The following is a 15733-nucleotide window of genomic DNA, read 5'->3' as shown; positions in this document are numbered from 1 at the left end:
GTAGGTCTCAATACATGAACACCGACGAATTCGAAGATTTCCTGAAAGCGCTGCGGCCACGGCTTCATCGCTACTGCGCGCGCATGACGGGATCGGCGGTCAATGGCGAGGATGTCTTGCAGGATACCCTCGTCAAGGCCCTTCACGCGCGAGCCCAGGGTGCGGAGGTCGATAATATCGAGGGCTGGTTGTTTCGCATCGCCCACAATGCGAGCCTCGATTTCCTGCGCCAGAGGTCCCGGAACACCGTCGTTCCGCTCACCGAAGACGTTGAAGCCGCGCCCATAGCCGAGACGGACATCGTCGCGGTCAGCTTTCAGACCTTTCTGCGGCTGCCCGAACTTCAGCGCTGCGCGGTGATCCTCAAGGATGTAATGGGTCATTCGGTCGAGGAGATCGCAGGCGTTGCCGAGTGCTCACCGGCAGCCGCCAAATCGGCGCTCCAGCGAGGGCGGGCCGCGCTACGGCAACTTGCGCAAGAGCCCGAAGACATTCGGCTGCCGCTGATGTCCGATTCCGACCGGCGAAAGATTACCGCTTATGTCGATCTGTTTCGCGGTGGCGATTTCGACGCAATCCGCGCCATGCTCGCTGATGACGTCAAGCTCGAGCTGGTGAACCGGCTCCGGCTGGAAGGCCGCGAGAAGATTGGTGTTTATTTCACGCGCTATGCGCAAGAGGCGAAATGGCGGTTCGCCCTCGGCGCGGTTGAAGGACAGCCGGCCATGCTGGTTTTCGACAGCAACGGCCCGATGGAAAGACCTGCGCATTTTGTCCTGGTCGGCTGGTCGGAAAGCCGGATCATCGAGATCCGCGATTTCCTGTTCGCTCCCTATGTGCTCGAAACCATAGATTGGGTGCGTTTGGGCTAAGCTCATGAGCGGCTCTTGAAGCGGCTATGACGTCTTATTCGCGCTCCCCTCGGACGCTCCAGTAGAACACCTCAAGTTTGTGGCTGGGAGTAGCACCCTGGAACGTGTCGCTGAATGCCTTGTCGAGGATGGAGGGGTTGAACACGACCTTTTGCGAAAGAAACTCAAAAAACCGGGCGACCTGCATTTGGCGCGAGGTATCACTCATCGGCCTAGCTTTCCCGAAGATCGCGTAGCGATCATTCGTGTAGGTCCTCGTGCCGTTGTCATATGCGCATCCCGGGATCGTTTTGACGTTTTCGGTAATGATTTCCAGGTCACCCACAAAGTAGTGAAAGTCATCATGGCAGAAAGCCTGTGCGGCAGCCGTATACCCTGGATAGGACTTGATCCTGCTTTCAGTATTCTTCCCACACAAAGGGGTTGGATCAGGTTTCGTCGGATCGCCACGTAAGTAATCGATGAGCGCCTCGTCGAATTTGGGGAGCTCATGCGCAATCAGTAGAGCGTTGATTCCCTCCTTCTGAGCTGTGGTTCCCCCTACAAGACCGATTAGCGGCCTATCGGGGTCAGAACAGATCTTGTCCGGCGGGTCCTCTCCCTTGCGCGTGATATAGCTTATTCCGGTCAAAAAGAGCGGCGCAGAAACTATGAAGCCGTTCCGCCGTTCATTGGTAATCGTTGCCGGATCGCAGAGTATGTCGAATTTGACGCCAAGGTTGAGAAAGCGGGAATCGTTTATAGGGGATGTGGCGTCGTTCGTTGTTGCGGCGTCTTTGCCCGCGGAGGTGGACGTATCTGCCGAAGCCTCATTATCGCGCGCCTGGTCAATATCGTAGGTGCCGATATCATTGAAGGTAAATTCGCCTGGCTTTGCATCCAAAATCATTTCGGCAAGGGCGGCATCGCATATTCGGACCATATAACCCGTGTACCCGGCTCTTTCCAACGGACCGCGCGCGGCATCGGATGCCTTCTCACCGGGCAGACTCGACCTGTAGGAAAAGGGCCGGGCATCGCTTCTAACCCCGATGCAAAGCAGCGTTTTCTCATTGCATGTTGTGATTGGCGGTTGCTGCGGAGGCTCGGCTTGCGCGAACCCTCCCGCGATAAGGGTAAAACACGCGAAAAGCGAACTAAGCAGTGCGGTGTTCATCGATCTCCCCCATAGTCCACTTTCTATTTCACGTCGTCGTCTCCAGCCTCCGTAATCTCAAGCATGACGGCAAATGTCAGGAGAAATAGAAACGGCACCAAGCAAAATATAAATGTGTCTCTTAGTTGTTGTGAGATTAAAGCCGCTTTTGGTGCCGCGGGAAGCGCTGATCCATAGGTCAGGAAAATCGCAAGCCACATGTACGCAGCGTATAATGCAGAGAAAATAATACTGATTAATACTGTCCAGAACACACTGAGATGTCTGTGCTTGTCCATGATGACGAGGGCTGCAAATGACAGGATCAGCCCGGCCCCGAAATGGAGGGCAAAGAATTCCCCCGATTGTTCGAATAAAAAGATGATCTGCGTTTGTGTCAGATGAAAATTCACCGCCCATGCCAGCTTAGCAAAGTTGACTGCAGCCGACGCAAAAATTGCGATAAGCCCTGACAGGAAGGACATCCCGAGCAGCGTCAGGAACGGAAACTGGTAGAATTTCCAGTCCGTTCGCCATGATTGTTGTTCGATGCGCACCTCGCGCGCGACGAGCACAAAGAAAACGCTCAAAAAAACCAGCAGTCCCGAATGAAGCGTGTCCCAGGCCGTCGCTTCGACGAAAATTGGTCGTTGTGAAAGATTATATCGGCGTTTGGCTTCGTTCGTCTTGCACTCATCGTAATTGTTGACAGTTGGCGAACAAACAGGTTCGGCCTTATCCTTAGTATTTGCTGCATCATTATTTGCTTTTATTTGCTCATTGATTTCGTTCTCTAAGAGGCGTGCTTGTTCGCTATACACGCTCTTATCGCTTTCCACTTTCCAGTCGCGCCATTGGTCGTAAACAAGAAAAGTCACGATCGCGCCTACGACCAAGCCAACGACCATACTGATTGCGAATGAGTTTTGCTCGGCGTTATATTTTTCCTGGATGCGCTTTACGGTTTTTTCCATCGGGCTCGGCGGTTTTGTGTCTTCTTTTCTTGAGGTTTTCCGGCCGGATTTTGGGGCTCCCCGACGGAGCAAGCCGCTTTGGCTGAAGACTGACCTGTTATTGCGCACGAACAGGACGGCGAATACCGCCATGGTATTCGATCGCACGATCGCCGCTTCGCGCTGGAGCTTCGAAAGCGCGTCCCAGGTTTCATGCAAGTCGGGCTGTGTTTCCCCGTCCTCGCCTTTGGATTGAAGCTTTTTCTGCAAATCAGCTATGATGACGTGCAGGCCCGCGAGTTGCCCATCGAGTTTGTTCGACAGTGATTCCAACTCAGACATTTGATAGAGCGGGAAATATAGCATTCGATTATTCGCGCTCGTGGCGACTGACAGATAGTCAATCGTGGCCAATGACGACTCAATCTCCGCAATTTTTCTCCCATGATCCGCTTTATTCCTGATTGATTCAGTCGCGGCGCGAAAACTTGTGACCAACAATCCCGGTTGATCTTTCGTAAACTCGTCGTAGTCCAAGCCACGTAGGCTCTCTATGACCCTATAGACGCCGCGGGGGATGCCGGCCATGCGATGGGCGAGGCTTCTCATCGTCGCTTCGATAGGTTTGACGGCGCCAATCGACAGGAATGAAATCAAGAGAGCGGAAACGAAGATGGGTTTGCCGTAACCCGACGCAGACAATAGCGATGGGTCACTGGCCGGCATAAGGACGTTGTCGGTGGCGCCGATTTCGCTTCTTGCCTTGCTCGCGCTCAGCAACAGCCCATAGACCTCCGCCGACCCCAGAACGACGGCGTAGACGATGAGATACAGGGCGGCATAAAATGTGAAACCGGCAATAATCTCACCGGTCGTACAGAGGCTCCTGACCTCGACTTCTTTGAGAATCGGGTGCAGCGAGAACGGATGATCGCCCGTTTGCGAATTGAAATTCCGGAATGCCTCGATCAGCAGCGTCACCGCCCCGGCTACAATTGCGCCCGCGTAGATCAAATCGTTCATCGCCGGGCGTCCGAACTGTAACGCTCAGGGGCAGTTTTGAGCTGATGAATTGCAGGGGCCGGCAGCCATCGCTTTGTTGTCAACGGCGACAAAGCCAGCAATTCCAAAAGCGAGGACACTCATCATCAATAAGAACTTGATCATGTGTTCACTCTTTTCATGGTGGTGAAAGTGAAATATATCACACCTAAAACTTGCGTCAACTGCGCTGTAAGGAGTTCATGTTCCACCATGAGTCGACTTAGGTTCAGATCCTGCCGTAAGTTGGCTTCCCATGTCATTGAAATATCTGACAACAACAATCAGCTATGGTGGTCTGGGCTCTCGTCGCGCGACCAGGACTCACGTGCGCTATTTGACCTAGGGCAGGTTTATGCCAAGGGTTCTTTTTCATGTGGCCAAAGCTCGTAGAAATGTTGAACCGGCCCGTGACCGGTGCCGACCGATAGAGTATCGGCGGCCGCAACCGCACCCGCGAGGTATTGCTTGGCTGTGGTGACGGCGTCGGTCAGTGACGAGCCTTTCGCGATCTCCGCTGCCAAAGCGCTGGAAAGGGTGCAGCCGGTCCCATGGGTGTTCCTGGTCGGAACGCGGCCGGCTTCGAACCAGGTCAGACCCTCCGGACTTGCGAGCACATCCGGGCTTTCATCGCCCGCAAGATGTCCGCCCTTGACCAGAACGGCCAGCGGACCGAGCCTTGCCAGGGCTTCTGCCTGTCGGGTCATCGTCTCGCGATTTTCGGCAACGGGTTCGTGCAGAAGTGCGGCCGCCTCCGGCAGGTTGGGCGTCAACAAGGTGGCAAGCGGGAGAAGCCTGCTGGTCAGGACGTCGACGGCATCCGCAGCGAGAAGCGCTGCTCCGCCCTTGGCGATCATAACCGGGTCAAGCACGATGGGAAGGTCTCGGTGCGGAGTGAGCGCTTCGGCGACGGCTTCGGCGATTGCAGCATTCGCAATCATGCCGATCTTGACGGCGTCGACGCGCACATCGGCAAAGATAGCCTTGATCTGCTGTGCGACGAATTGCGGAGGAACGGGGTGGACGCCGGAAACGCCTTGCGTGTTCTGGGCCGTCAGCGCGGTCAGCGCCGCCATGCCATAGACGCCACGGGCCGAAAATGCTTTCAAGTCCGCCTGAATGCCGGCGCCGCCGGAGGGGTCCGAGCCGGCGATGGAAAGAACGTTTCGGATCATAGGTGCGCCTTTCTGATGGCCCTCGCGATGTCGGCTGCCGCGGCCTGCGGATCCGGCGTGCCGCATATGGCGGAAACGACGGCAAGGCCGTCGGCTCCAGCCAGAAGGGTACTGGCCGCGTGCTCCGCCTTCAGGCCGCCGATCGCGACGGAAGGAACGGGGCAGAGATCGACTATGCGCGCCAGTCCCGCAAAGCCTATCGGGTGTTTATGGTCGGGTTTGGTCGGCGTCGCAAAAACGGGGCCGATGCCAGCGTAATCGACGATGCCGGGATCGATGGCCGCCGCAAGCGCTTCCGTTTCCACGGAGAGGCCGAGGATCATCTCGGGGCCGATCAAACGACGTGCGGCGCGGGCGTCCATGTCGTCCTGGCCGATATGCAGGCCGTCGGCCTCGATTGCGATTGCTGCATCGACGTCGTCATTGATGACGAGGCGCGCCTTCGTGCCGGCCAGCGCCTGCTTCAGTGCTCGACCGGTTTCGATCATGTGCGCGGTCGAGGCATGCTTATCGCGCAATTGCACGAAGGTGGCACCACCGGCGACGGCGGCACGCGCGGTTTCCACCATGCCGATACCGGCGCAGAGCACCGGATCGAGAACGAGGTAGAGGGAAAGATCGAAGCTTTTCATGCCGGGATGATCCGTGCTTCCCGGTCGATCACCGTTTCATCCAGTGCCGCAAGTGCGTCGAGGAAACGCCACGAGAAGGAGCCGGGGCCGGCTGCTTCGCGGGCTGCCCGTTCGCCGGCGACTGCGAAAGCGGTGAGTGCTGCGACGGACGCATCGAATGGGTCTTCCGGCCTTGTCGCCGCGAATGCCCCAACGAGGCAGGTCAGCGCGCAACCGAGCGCGGTAACCTGCGTCATCAATGGCGAGCCACCCTCTATGCGCACCGCTCTGTTGCCATCGGTGACGAAATCCGTGGCGCCGGTGACTGCGATAACGGACCGATATTTCCGGGCAAGCAGGGTTGCAGACTCCTCGGCCAGTTCGACGGGATCGCGGCTGTCGACGCCCCGGCCACGGCTTGTGCCGCCGGCAAGCGCAATGATTTCAGACGCATTGCCGCGGATGATCGCCGGATTGAGCTCCAGCAATTCTGCCACCGCTTTACGCCGGAAGGACGTTGCATAGTGGGCGACGGGGTCGAGAACCCAAGGTTTGCCCGCCTTCGTCGCCGACTGCGCGGCCGATACCATGCCGGCCATCCAGCCGGTGGACAAGGTGCCGATATTGATCGTCAATGCGCCGGAGATGGCTGCGAATTCGCCGGCTTCCTCTTCGGCATGCACCATCGCCGGAGAGGCGCCGGCGGCAAGCATTACATTGGCGGCGATGTTCATCGCAACGTAGTTGGTGATGCATTGCACCAGCGGAGGGTTCGCCCGCATGGCGGTCAACAGAGTGCCGGGAGTGGTCTGGTTTTGCATATCGCCCCTTTCGGGCGGGGCGAGACGCATGGGGTGACGATACAGTGTGCCGGACCCCGAGCGACTCCCTCCGCCAGCATTATCTGGTTCAGGTTCAAAGGGTGCTTCTCAGCCCATCATGCTATGGGCGCCCCTGTCTCTCATCACCGTCCTTTTCGCAGAGAAAGACCGCTCTGTCACCAGAAAATCGTTACGAGCTGATCAAGCTTGCGGAGGTCGGATGCCTGAATTCAGAAACGAGAAGGCATGGCAGACACATCATTTCGTCTAGTGGTGGTGCCCTGTACCCGGCCCGTGTTCCGGTTTCCTGATGAACAAGGCTGCTGCGATCGCTCCCAACGAGATGATCATCCCGCAGAGAAACGCCGCCTTGATGCCCCCGGTCGTTGCCGCTGCGACACCGGCGCCACCGGCGGAAAGGCTGGTGGCCCGCAAGGTCATGATTGCGACGAACAATGCCGTACCGGCCGCGCCGGCGACCTGCTGGGTTGCGCCGAGCATGGCGCTACCGTGCGAATAGAGGTTTGGCGGCAACGATCCCAGGCTGACGGTAAACAGCGGCGTGAACATCAGTGCGAGGCCGATGCTGAGCACGATATGGGCGATCAGCAGCATCCAGACAGGCGTGTCCTGTTGTATGAGGGTCAACCCGCCCATCACCACGCTGAGCATGATCGCGCCCGGTATGATCAGCGGCGCTGGGCCGTATTTATCGAAGAGGTGCCCGACCCTCGGCGCACAAAGGCCCATGATCAGCCCGCCGGGCAGCAATAGCAGCCCGGTCTGCAGCGTCGACAGTCCCAGCACGTTTTGCAAATAGATGGGAAGCAGGATGAAGACGCCGAACATCGACATCATCAGGATGGCCATCATCACCATCGCGATCGTGAATGTCTTCGTGGTCAGGGTGCGCAGGTCAAGCAGTGCCCGATCTTGTCTCTGCAACCGCAACTGGCGCAATACAAAAACCGCGATGACCACACCGCCGATCAGGAGCGGAAACCACGGCGATAGCACTGGCTGATGAAGCGCCGCTTCGCCGAGGCCGCTGAGGCCATAGACGAAACCGCCGAAGCCGATAGCGGAGAGGATGATCGAAAGAATATCGATCGGCGCGGTGGTTGGAGTGGTCACATTCCTCATCCGCGAAGCCCCGAGCGCCAATGCGCAAAGCGCAATCGGCAACACCAACAGGAAGAGCCAGCGCCATTCAAGCGTCGAAAGGATCAGGCCGGAAATGGTTGGTCCGATCGCCGGCGCCACCGAAATAACGACTGAGATATTGCCCATGGTTCGGCCTCGGGATTCCGGCGGCACCAAGGTCATTACCGTCGTCATCAACAGCGGCATCATGATCGCCGTGCCCGAGGCCTGAACGATCCGCCCGAGCACAAGTTCGGCGAAGCCCGGCGCCAGTGCAGAAATGAGCGTACCGGCGCTGAACAGCGACATGGCGAGAATGAATACGGGCCGCGTATTGAGCCGCTGCAGCAAATATCCGGTAATCGGGATGACGACGGCCATGGTCAGCATGAATGCCGTGGTGAGCCACTGAGCAGCACTTGCCGTGATATTGAGATCGGCCATCAGATGCGGCAGCGCGACACCCATGATGGTTTCGTTGAGGATGACGACAAAAGCCGACACCAACAGCAGGCCGATAACGAGTTTGTTGCGGGCGCTACGGTCTTCCACGGTGGGGATATCCTGCTCCGCATTGGCAACAGTTTGAGCGTCGGTCGTCATGGTGTTCCCTTGACTTGAAATCGGAAAAGGCAATTGAATTGCCTGGAGCGCTGAATTGTTTGGGGTCGTTCCTTCTTATGACGAACGGGTGCATGAATTTGCGACACGTGCAGCGAATTATTTTTGCGCTGCCGGAACGTGCGGACGGGCGAAGTCGCTGTGTGCGCTAGCCACCAGCTTTGATAAATGGCCGAAACGAAGCCTGTATTGGGCGGGTGTCAAACCAGTTTTACGTCGGAACAGACGGTTCAGAAAGCTGACATCCTCATAGCCGACCTCATCGGCTATGACTTCCACGCTCAGCTCGCTTGTCTCGAGCAGTTGTTTGGCCTCCTCAATGCGAACCGCGTGGAGATAGTCGATCGGTTTCATCCCGGTCGCCTTGGTGAAACGGCGGAGGAAGGATCGTTCCGGCAACCCGGATCGTTCGATGATCGATGCGATCGGTGCGCGTGTCCGGTAGTGGAGCGCCAGCCATTCCTGACAACTGCCGATCATAGGATCGTCCGAGTGCCGATGGCAGGTGAGAGATGCGAATGGCTGCTGGCCAAGGTCGTGCCACTGCAGCATGTAGACCTTGGCAACTTCGATCGCCTCCTTCAGCCCTACGAATCTCGCGATGACGTAAAGGGCGAGATCCTGCCAGCTCGAACCTCCTCCGGCCATGACAATCCGCTGGCCTTCACCCGTCAGGACAAGGGATCGGTTCGTCTGCACTCGCACGCGAGGATAATTGTCCGACAGCGTCGATACATAGCCCCAATGTATGGTCGCCTCGCAATCCGCAAGCAGTCCCGCCTCGCCGAATAGCACGGCCCCGGAGCAGGCGCTGGCCAGCAATGATCCTCGCCGGTAGTTCTCGGCCAGCCATTGCGCCTCGGGATCATATTGGCCGGAAACGCTTTCGCCCGGGTTCACAAAGAAGTCGGGAATGCAGATGATGTCCGGGGGCGGGCAGTCGTGCAGGGCAAAGTCGGGGTGGACGCGCACCTCGTTTATCGCCCGGAAATCCTCCACGCTTCTGGCGACGACATAAGGCCGCATCCGTGCCTCGCAGATCTCGCCCTTCGTTATGAACGGCCAGTCGCGACCGGGCGATGAAAGCAGATCGAGCATGCCGTAGAGGGTAGAGGCCGTCGCGGCCGGGACGGCGAGTATCGCGACGTTCAGCGGACGGTTGCCTGAGGTCATCGAGATCACCCGATCAAATGGCGGAAATCGCCAGGTTGTGGCACTTATAGCTTTAGCACGTCATCCGACATCGAACTAGCTTTGAGGCATTCCAAGCAGAGGATGGGGGTTCGACATGTCGATTGACCAGCTACGCAACGGCTTTCGCGGAGAACTGCTGGCCATGGCTGGCATGGGACTTCGCGAGGCATCTCGCTTATTGAACCTCATGCGCGCTCGCCAAATTCAACGCACGGCGCAGCACACGCTTGACGAAATAGCAACGCGCTTTCCGGCGTATCTGATCGATGACGTCAACGCTCGCGGCCTGCCGCCGGATCGTGCATGGGGAGCGCATCGGCCCGAACCACTCCACGAGGCTGTCGTCGGAGAGGCTAGGCTCGCTCGCGAACACCGTGCCCCCGAAGTCGCGGATCCAACGCGCCATACTGTCGCGTTCCTCGAAGGAGACGTGCAGCGCGTGCTCGCCTTCGCGCGGGAATCCCATGACGGCGGAGACGGTTCCCGCAAGAATAGACCGCCCCCTCCTTACCGTGGCGGTTCTCGAAGCGCCCGCATCCGTGCCTCGCAGATCTCGCCTTTGGTTATGAACGGCCAGTCGCGACCGTGCGATGAGAGCAGATCGAGCATGCCGTAAAGGGTCGAGGCGTCGCTGCCGGGACGGCGAGGATCACCACGTTCAGGGGACGGTTGCCTGAGGTCTTCAAGATTACCCGACAAAATGGCGGAAATCGCCAGGTTGTGGCATTTATAGCTTTAGCACGCCATCCGCTGTCGAACTAGCTTCGATGCATTTCAAGCAGAAGATGGGGGTTCGACATGTCGATTGACCAGCTACGCGACGACTTTCACGGAGAACTGCTGGAACCGGATGATGCCGGATACGAGCAGGCCAGGATCGTCTGGAACGGCATGATCGACAGGCGGCCTGCCGTGATCGCGCGGTGTCGCAACGCCGCCGACGTTGTTCTGGCAGTAAACCATGCTCGGGAGCACGATCTCCTGATCGCCGTGCGAAGCGGCGGCCACAACGTCGCCGGCTACGCCGTCTGCGATGGGGGGATGATGATCGACCTGTCGCGGATGAACTCCGTGCGCGTGCCTCCCGAGCTTGATCGCGTATTCGTGGAAGGGGGCGCGACCTGGGCCGACGTCGACGGGGCGACGACGCCGTTCGGCCGAGCCACGCCGGGCGGCCTAATTTCGGCGACCGGCGTGGCTGGTCTTGCCCTTGTCGGCGGCATCGGATGGCTGCGGGGAAAGCATGGATTGAGTTGCGACAACATAGTCTCGGCAGAGCTGGTGACTGCCGACGGGCACTTGGTTCGCGCCAGCGCTTCCGAAAATCCGGATCTCTTCTGGGCGCTTAGGGGTGGAGGCGGCAATTTCGGTATCGTCGTCAATTTCGAGTTCATGCTGCATGAGATCCCGCCGCTGCTCATGTTCTGCGCGCCAGTCTATCCCGAGGAGAGGGCTGTGGAGGTACTCACTCGGTGGCGCGACTACATGGCGGACGCGCCCGACGAGGTTACGGGATTGGCGGAGTTCTCCACGATTCCTCACGATCCGGCATATCCGCAGGATTGTTGGGGCCGCAGGGTATTGAGCTTGGCGACGGTCTTCGACGGTCCGGCGGAGACTGGGGAACTCGTTACGAGGCCGCTCCGTCAGTTCGGCGCCCCCCTGATGGATTTCAGTGACCGGATGCCCTACCGCACCTTGCAGACGCTCTACGACGGTCTTTTCCCAAAGGGGCGCGACCGGTGTTACTGGAAGTCCACCTATCTCGCGCATCTGAAGCACGAGACGATCGAGGCCATCGTGGCGGGACTGGATAGGCGGCCGTCGGAGATGACGTTCGCATCGGTCTGGAAGTTTGGTGGGCAGGTGGCCAGCATCGCCGCCGACGCCACGGCCTTCGGCGATAGGTCCATGCCTTTCATGCTCAGCCTCGACGCCATTTGGTCGTCGCCGGCGGATGACGAAGCCAACACTGCATGGGTGAAGTCGGTTTGGAACGACATGCAGGTTCATAGTACCGGGAGGAGCTACCTGAATTTCCCAGGTCTCGGAGAGGGCGAAAATCTTGTAAGTGACGCCTTTGGGCCCGAGGTGTTCGAGCGGCTTCTCCGGATCAAGAGGAAATATGATCCCGGCAATTTGTTTCGAATGAACCAGAACATCTGCGTGCCACCATGAGGAGTATGTGGCGAGCGACCTCGGCAAATCACGACATAGCCGCTCCCTCGAAGGAAGCCGTCTTACGAGATCCTGTCAGCCTTGAGGGGAGCGATCGGAGGGGCGTTCTCCCATCGCTCCCGCGACCAGATGCCATCCGACGAGCACGGGCACCAAAAGCAGGATGCCCACCAATATCCCGGTGAGCCGCGCCACACCGGGGTCGATCTCGGCATGCACATAGCCGTCAGGCACCAGCGTCACCAGGATTGCCAGGGTAAACTGGGTTCCCCCATAGGCGATGACGCTCTTGCCGTTCTCGATATGCCGGCCCAGGATCACACCCAGCATCGTCCCGACGATCAACACCGGGGCGACCGCTTGCGCCGAGATATGCGCCAGGAAGAGGAACAGCGCCGCGAGGGCTGCGCCGCAGACGCATCCCGCCACCCGCAGCAGGATCCGGCGGCTCACTGGAACGAGGCCGCTCTTGCCGATGCCGCTTAGCGGGATGAGCATCAGCGCCATTATGCTGACAGCGCCTTGCGTAAGCTCCGGGATCTGAAACACCGCCCGGAGGAAGGGCAGCATGGCGAGGGCGACGGCAGCCTGGCCGGCGTGGCGGGCAACTTCGGGGTTCCAGCCGAAGCGAGGCGTCGGCGGGCGTGGCGGGCCTGGCCAACGCCGTCGAAGCGTGTAGGTCGAAACCATGCTGACCAGCACGCAGGCGAGGGTGCCCGCGACGGTCTCCCGTATGCGTGTCGAGACGAAGGCAGTTACCACGAGGTCAGGGTGTTCGAGCTTGTCCAATAGGACCATGGCAAAGGTCAAGCCGACGAACAACCAGGCATAGCTGCGCTTGCTCGTAAGCGCGCCATAGAGCGTGGCGCCGCCGATCAACGCCAAGGACGCCGCCGAGGCTGTTGGGCTGGTCCAGACCAGCGGGGTCACGATCAGCGCCAACAGCGCGCCGGATATGGTGCCGATGATGCGCAGTACGCCGCGCAGCAGGCTCTCCGAGATGTGGCCGCGCATGACCATATAGCCGGAGAACGCAGCCCAGGAGATGTTCTGCACGTCGGCGAGATGACCGAGGACGATTGCGAGGAGCACCGAGGCGACGCATTCGAGTTCGTCGACCATGCGCGGGCCAGGGGTAAAAAGCTCATTCGCCTCCGCCACGAGGCGCTGGTACCACTGGCGGTCTAGCATATCCCGAAGCATTCCACGCCCGCTCGTCCTGTTCGATTATCAACGACAGGAATAAATCTACGCCGTGAAAAATACCATGTCCATTCAGCCCCGAAGTCGGGTCAGGATGATACCGTCGACCCATGCGCCAGACGCATGGGTGCAGTGAAGCCTTGGCGCTGCAACAATCGAGGGCCGCATATTATATCAGTGTTATCGAAGCGAATGGAGCGCCACGGATGGCAGCTCGGCTTCGAATGCCCAAGGAAAGGGGATCATCATGAACGTCGCACGCTCTTTCAACAACTGGCGCAAGTACCGTCAAACGGTCGCCGAACTGGGTCGTATGTCCACTCGCGAACTGCATGACCTTGGTATCGCTCGCGCTGATATTCACAATATTGCCCGCGGGGCGGTTGCTCGCTAACGGCACATAACGCCTCAAAATTCGACTATTCGCCAGCGCCTGCTTCCTCCCGAGCGGGCGCTTTTGTTTTTGCGTTGCGAGTTGGCTGTCCCGGCAGTCCAACATAAGTCAAACCCGAAAAGCCTCCCGCATTTCGCATAACGCATGCCTGCCCTGCAAAGAAATGCCTATGAACTGAGCAAATTGCTGATAGGGTGACAGCCATCGAAGCGGTGCACTCCTCCCGCATCCCTTCGTGATGCGGGCGCCCTTATCCTCCTCCCGAGGTCGTCTGCGGGAATGGCAGCACTCCTCCTCCCAGCTGCCGTTCGGTTCTTTTCGAAAGCCTGCCGCACCTCCTCCCGCGGCAGGCTTTTTCGTATTGAGCTTCGGAAAAATCAGAGAACTCGGTTGATCGATTCCCTGTGCCGCCATGCCGCCGCCAGGACCAATCGGCAAGTCAGCTTCGCTCCATCTTGTTTGTCCTAATATTCCGTGCCCGAAAGCAACCGGACATAAGAGGAACGCTCCCGCATGCTGAAGACCTTTGACGACCGCATGCCCGGCTCCTCCTTGAGCAGCAAAGCGGCTGAGTCTGCAGGAGCGCCGTTGGAGCAGTCCGGCAAAGGCAGGGAGGCGCTTCTCAATTGCTTGATCTCCGGCGGAGACGAGAGATTGGAATGCGAGCCGGCGACCGGCCTCAACATGTACGGTTACGGCCCATCGCCCCGGCCGCAGGACCTGGCCTTCGGTTCCTCGACGGCATCGACCATTTCCGCATCGGCTTTCGCGGCGGTCGGCGCCTATCATGCGGATCTTCTGCGGGAACTGGAAACTGGCCCGGCGGCCGATATCTATGCGCGGGAGATCGCGCAGGCGCGGACAGAGTTGCTGCGTCTGCTGGGCCTCGATCGGGGGCTGGGGTCTTCGCCTGTGGATGTCATCATGGCGACGTCCGGCACCGATATCCATCTTTTCGCCGCGACGCTGCTTGCGCGCCAAGATGATCAGACCTTGATGACCATAACGCTGATGGGCAACGAGACCGGGAGCGGGGTCATGGCCGCCGCGTCCGGGCGCCACTTCATGAGCCGCGTCAGCAACACTTGCCCCGTCGCCAAGGGTGAAGAACTGAGCCCCGGGCATGCCACGCGAAATACCTCGGTCGCGGTGCGCAATGCGGACGGTACGCTGCGAAGCGATGAAGAGATCGAGTTCGAGCTGCGGGGGCTGATCGAACTTGCCCGTGCGGCAGGTCTCCGATGCCTGCTGGTTGTCACGGATGTTTCCAAAACCAGCTTGTTGGCGCCGGGACTCGAAGCGGTCTTCCGTCTGAAGGCGCGTTTCGGCGCCATGCTCGATATCATGATCGACGCCTGCCAGTTTCGTGTCTCCGCGGCAACGATCGGTGCCTATCTCTCGCATGATTTCCTGGTGGCCGTCACCGGTTCCAAATTCCTCGCCGGTCCGATTTTCAGCGGGGCGCTATTCTGCTCGCCTCGGATGTCGGATCGCCTGAAGCCGCGGACTTTGCCGGCGGCGCTTGCCGACTATTGCGCGCAAGCGGATTGGCCGGAAGGCTGGATAGCCCGGGATGTGCTGCCGCATCGCGCCAATTTCGGCCTTCTGTTGCGATGGAAGGCGGCCCTATTCGAACTTGAACGCTTTGTCCGCGCGCCCGAGGAAAAGGTGATCGCCGTGCTGTCCGCCTTCGCTAGAGCGGTGGGAGAGCGGCTCGAGCAAGGCAGCGCATTTAGACTGCTTGACGGTCGGCCGATAGATCGGAAGCCTCTGTGGGACGGATCGGACGCCGTATGCTGGGATGAGATACCGTCGATCTTTTCATTCTATCTCCGCAACCCCCATCAGGGAGGCATGTTGACGGCCACGGAGACGGCCGCGGTCTACAGGAATCTCGCCGTCGAGCATGGCGACCTTGTGCCGGTGCGTCTCGGTCAGCCCGTCCGCTGCGCCGATTTCGGCGACATGCCGGCGAGCGCTTTACGGATATGCCTGAGCGCCCCATTGATCGTGCAGGCTTGCGAAAGCGCCGATGCGCTCGATGAGTTGATCTCACAGGCAATGACGGTCCTGGATCGAACGGCTGACGCTGCCGCGCAGTTGACGTTTCAGCCGGGCAGTGCTCGCGCATCGCTCTAATCTCTTGAAGTCAGAGCGTCTCGTCCGCTCGCGGTGAGGCCGTCTGCCATAGGTTTGACCAGGTTACGCAGTGTTATGTTGATCATGCTCGATCTCCATTCTCGTCACCGACCCGCTCCTCAAAAGCTGTCCGGCCCACTAAGGTCGACCAAAGCTAAACTATTCGACTAAATAAGCCGAATAGAGGCATGACATGGGCCTTTGCCGGCTCGTTTTTCAGCCTGGCGTCAGTTCGCTCCTATAACAACTCAGC

The 15733-nt window shown here is 59.1% G+C and carries 13 protein-coding genes and 1 riboswitch; of the genes, 4 read left to right on the top strand and 9 right to left on the bottom strand.

Annotation, left to right across the window (positions count from 1 at the left end; translation table 11 throughout):
* The first annotated feature begins 14 nt into the window (after positions 1-14).
* Entirely contained in the window at positions 15-872 is an 858-nt protein-coding gene (locus PY649_RS23960; protein WP_285871269.1) for a sigma-70 family RNA polymerase sigma factor, read from the top strand.
* A gap of 34 nt (positions 873-906) precedes the next feature.
* Here the strand turns inward: PY649_RS23960 and PY649_RS23955 are convergent, their stop codons facing one another.
* The 8 genes from PY649_RS23955 to PY649_RS23920 form a co-directional block, all read right to left on the bottom strand.
* A complete protein-coding gene (locus PY649_RS23955) occupies positions 907-2028 on the bottom strand; it encodes a type 2 periplasmic-binding domain-containing protein (RefSeq protein ID WP_285871267.1) in 1122 nt (373 codons plus the stop codon).
* 23 nt (positions 2029-2051) lie between these two features.
* Entirely contained in the window at positions 2052-3983 is a 1932-nt protein-coding gene (locus PY649_RS23950; RefSeq protein WP_285871266.1) for a hypothetical protein, read from the bottom strand.
* Positions 3984-4354: 371 nt separating this feature from the next.
* Positions 4355-5176 (bottom strand): bifunctional hydroxymethylpyrimidine kinase/phosphomethylpyrimidine kinase, encoded by an 822-nt coding sequence (thiD, locus tag PY649_RS23945; protein WP_285871264.1) that lies wholly within the window; start codon positions 5174-5176, stop codon positions 4355-4357.
* Entirely contained in the window at positions 5173-5808 is a 636-nt protein-coding gene (gene thiE / locus PY649_RS23940) for a thiamine phosphate synthase (protein ID WP_285871262.1), read from the bottom strand. Before thiE ends, thiD begins: the two co-directional genes overlap by 4 nt.
* Positions 5805-6608, bottom strand: a complete 804-nt coding sequence (gene thiM / locus PY649_RS23935; protein WP_285871261.1) for a hydroxyethylthiazole kinase — start codon at positions 6606-6608, stop codon at positions 5805-5807. The genes thiE and thiM overlap by 4 nt, the downstream gene beginning before the upstream one ends.
* Positions 6609-6656: 48 nt before the next feature.
* Positions 6657-6753, bottom strand: a riboswitch (TPP riboswitch).
* 122 nt (positions 6754-6875) lie between these two features.
* Positions 6876-8354, bottom strand: coding sequence for a DHA2 family efflux MFS transporter permease subunit (locus PY649_RS23930; protein WP_285871259.1), 1479 nt, complete (start codon positions 8352-8354; stop codon positions 6876-6878).
* A 117-nt stretch (positions 8355-8471) separates the two neighbouring features.
* The gene (locus tag PY649_RS23925) at positions 8472-9545 is read right to left on the bottom strand and encodes a GlxA family transcriptional regulator (RefSeq protein ID WP_285871258.1); all 1074 of its coding nucleotides are present in this window, start codon (positions 9543-9545) and stop codon (positions 8472-8474) included.
* A gap of 196 nt (positions 9546-9741) precedes the next feature.
* Positions 9742-10032 (bottom strand): hypothetical protein, encoded by a 291-nt coding sequence (locus tag PY649_RS23920; protein WP_285871257.1) that lies wholly within the window; start codon positions 10030-10032, stop codon positions 9742-9744.
* 332 nt (positions 10033-10364) lie between these two features.
* Between PY649_RS23920 and PY649_RS23915 the strand changes: the two genes are divergently transcribed.
* Positions 10365-11744: an FAD-binding oxidoreductase gene (locus PY649_RS23915; protein WP_285871256.1), complete on the top strand. Its 1380-nt coding sequence runs from the start codon at positions 10365-10367 to the stop codon at positions 11742-11744.
* A 75-nt stretch (positions 11745-11819) separates the two neighbouring features.
* Here the strand turns inward: PY649_RS23915 and PY649_RS23910 are convergent, their stop codons facing one another.
* Positions 11820-12935: an FUSC family protein gene (locus PY649_RS23910; protein WP_285871255.1), complete on the bottom strand. Its 1116-nt coding sequence runs from the start codon at positions 12933-12935 to the stop codon at positions 11820-11822.
* A gap of 259 nt (positions 12936-13194) precedes the next feature.
* Between PY649_RS23910 and PY649_RS23905 the strand changes: the two genes are divergently transcribed.
* On the top strand, positions 13195-13341 hold the full coding sequence (locus PY649_RS23905) for a DUF1127 domain-containing protein (RefSeq protein WP_285871254.1): 147 nt from the start codon (positions 13195-13197) through the stop codon (positions 13339-13341).
* Between the two features lie 513 nt (positions 13342-13854).
* Positions 13855-15480, top strand: a complete 1626-nt coding sequence (locus PY649_RS23900; RefSeq protein WP_285871253.1) for a hypothetical protein — start codon at positions 13855-13857, stop codon at positions 15478-15480.
* Positions 15481-15733: the final 253 nt, after the last annotated feature.

The organism is Rhizobium mayense (assembly GCF_030272705.1).
GTDB classification, from domain to species: Bacteria; Pseudomonadota; Alphaproteobacteria; order Rhizobiales; family Rhizobiaceae; genus Rhizobium; species Rhizobium mayense.
Note: the sequence above shows the minus strand (reverse complement) of the source record. Positions and strands in the feature narration are given on the sequence as shown.

Bases quoted from the DNA above. Each gene is read 5' to 3' on its own strand.
- PY649_RS23955 (WP_285871267.1), bottom strand. From the start codon at position 2,028: ATGAACACCGCACTGCTTAGTTCGCTTTTCGCGTGTTTTACCCTTATC.
- PY649_RS23920 (WP_285871257.1), bottom strand. From the start codon at position 10,032: ATGGGATTCCCGCGCGAAGGCGAGCACGCGCTGCACGTCTCCTTCGAG.
- PY649_RS23925 (WP_285871258.1), bottom strand. From the start codon at position 9,545: ATGACCTCAGGCAACCGTCCGCTGAACGTCGCGATACTCGCCGTCCCG.
- thiE (WP_285871262.1), bottom strand. From the start codon at position 5,808: ATGAAAAGCTTCGATCTTTCCCTCTACCTCGTTCTCGATCCGGTGCTC.
- PY649_RS23905 (WP_285871254.1), top strand. From the start codon at position 13,195: ATGAACGTCGCACGCTCTTTCAACAACTGGCGCAAGTACCGTCAAACG.
- thiD (WP_285871264.1), bottom strand. From the start codon at position 5,176: ATGATCCGAAACGTTCTTTCCATCGCCGGCTCGGACCCCTCCGGCGGC.
- PY649_RS23900 (WP_285871253.1), top strand. From the start codon at position 13,855: ATGCTGAAGACCTTTGACGACCGCATGCCCGGCTCCTCCTTGAGCAGC.
- PY649_RS23915 (WP_285871256.1), top strand. From the start codon at position 10,365: ATGTCGATTGACCAGCTACGCGACGACTTTCACGGAGAACTGCTGGAA.
- PY649_RS23910 (WP_285871255.1), bottom strand. From the start codon at position 12,935: ATGCTAGACCGCCAGTGGTACCAGCGCCTCGTGGCGGAGGCGAATGAG.
- PY649_RS23950 (WP_285871266.1), bottom strand. From the start codon at position 3,983: ATGAACGATTTGATCTACGCGGGCGCAATTGTAGCCGGGGCGGTGACG.
- thiM (WP_285871261.1), bottom strand. From the start codon at position 6,608: ATGCAAAACCAGACCACTCCCGGCACTCTGTTGACCGCCATGCGGGCG.
- PY649_RS23930 (WP_285871259.1), bottom strand. From the start codon at position 8,354: ATGACGACCGACGCTCAAACTGTTGCCAATGCGGAGCAGGATATCCCC.
- PY649_RS23960 (WP_285871269.1), top strand. From the start codon at position 15: ATGAACACCGACGAATTCGAAGATTTCCTGAAAGCGCTGCGGCCACGG.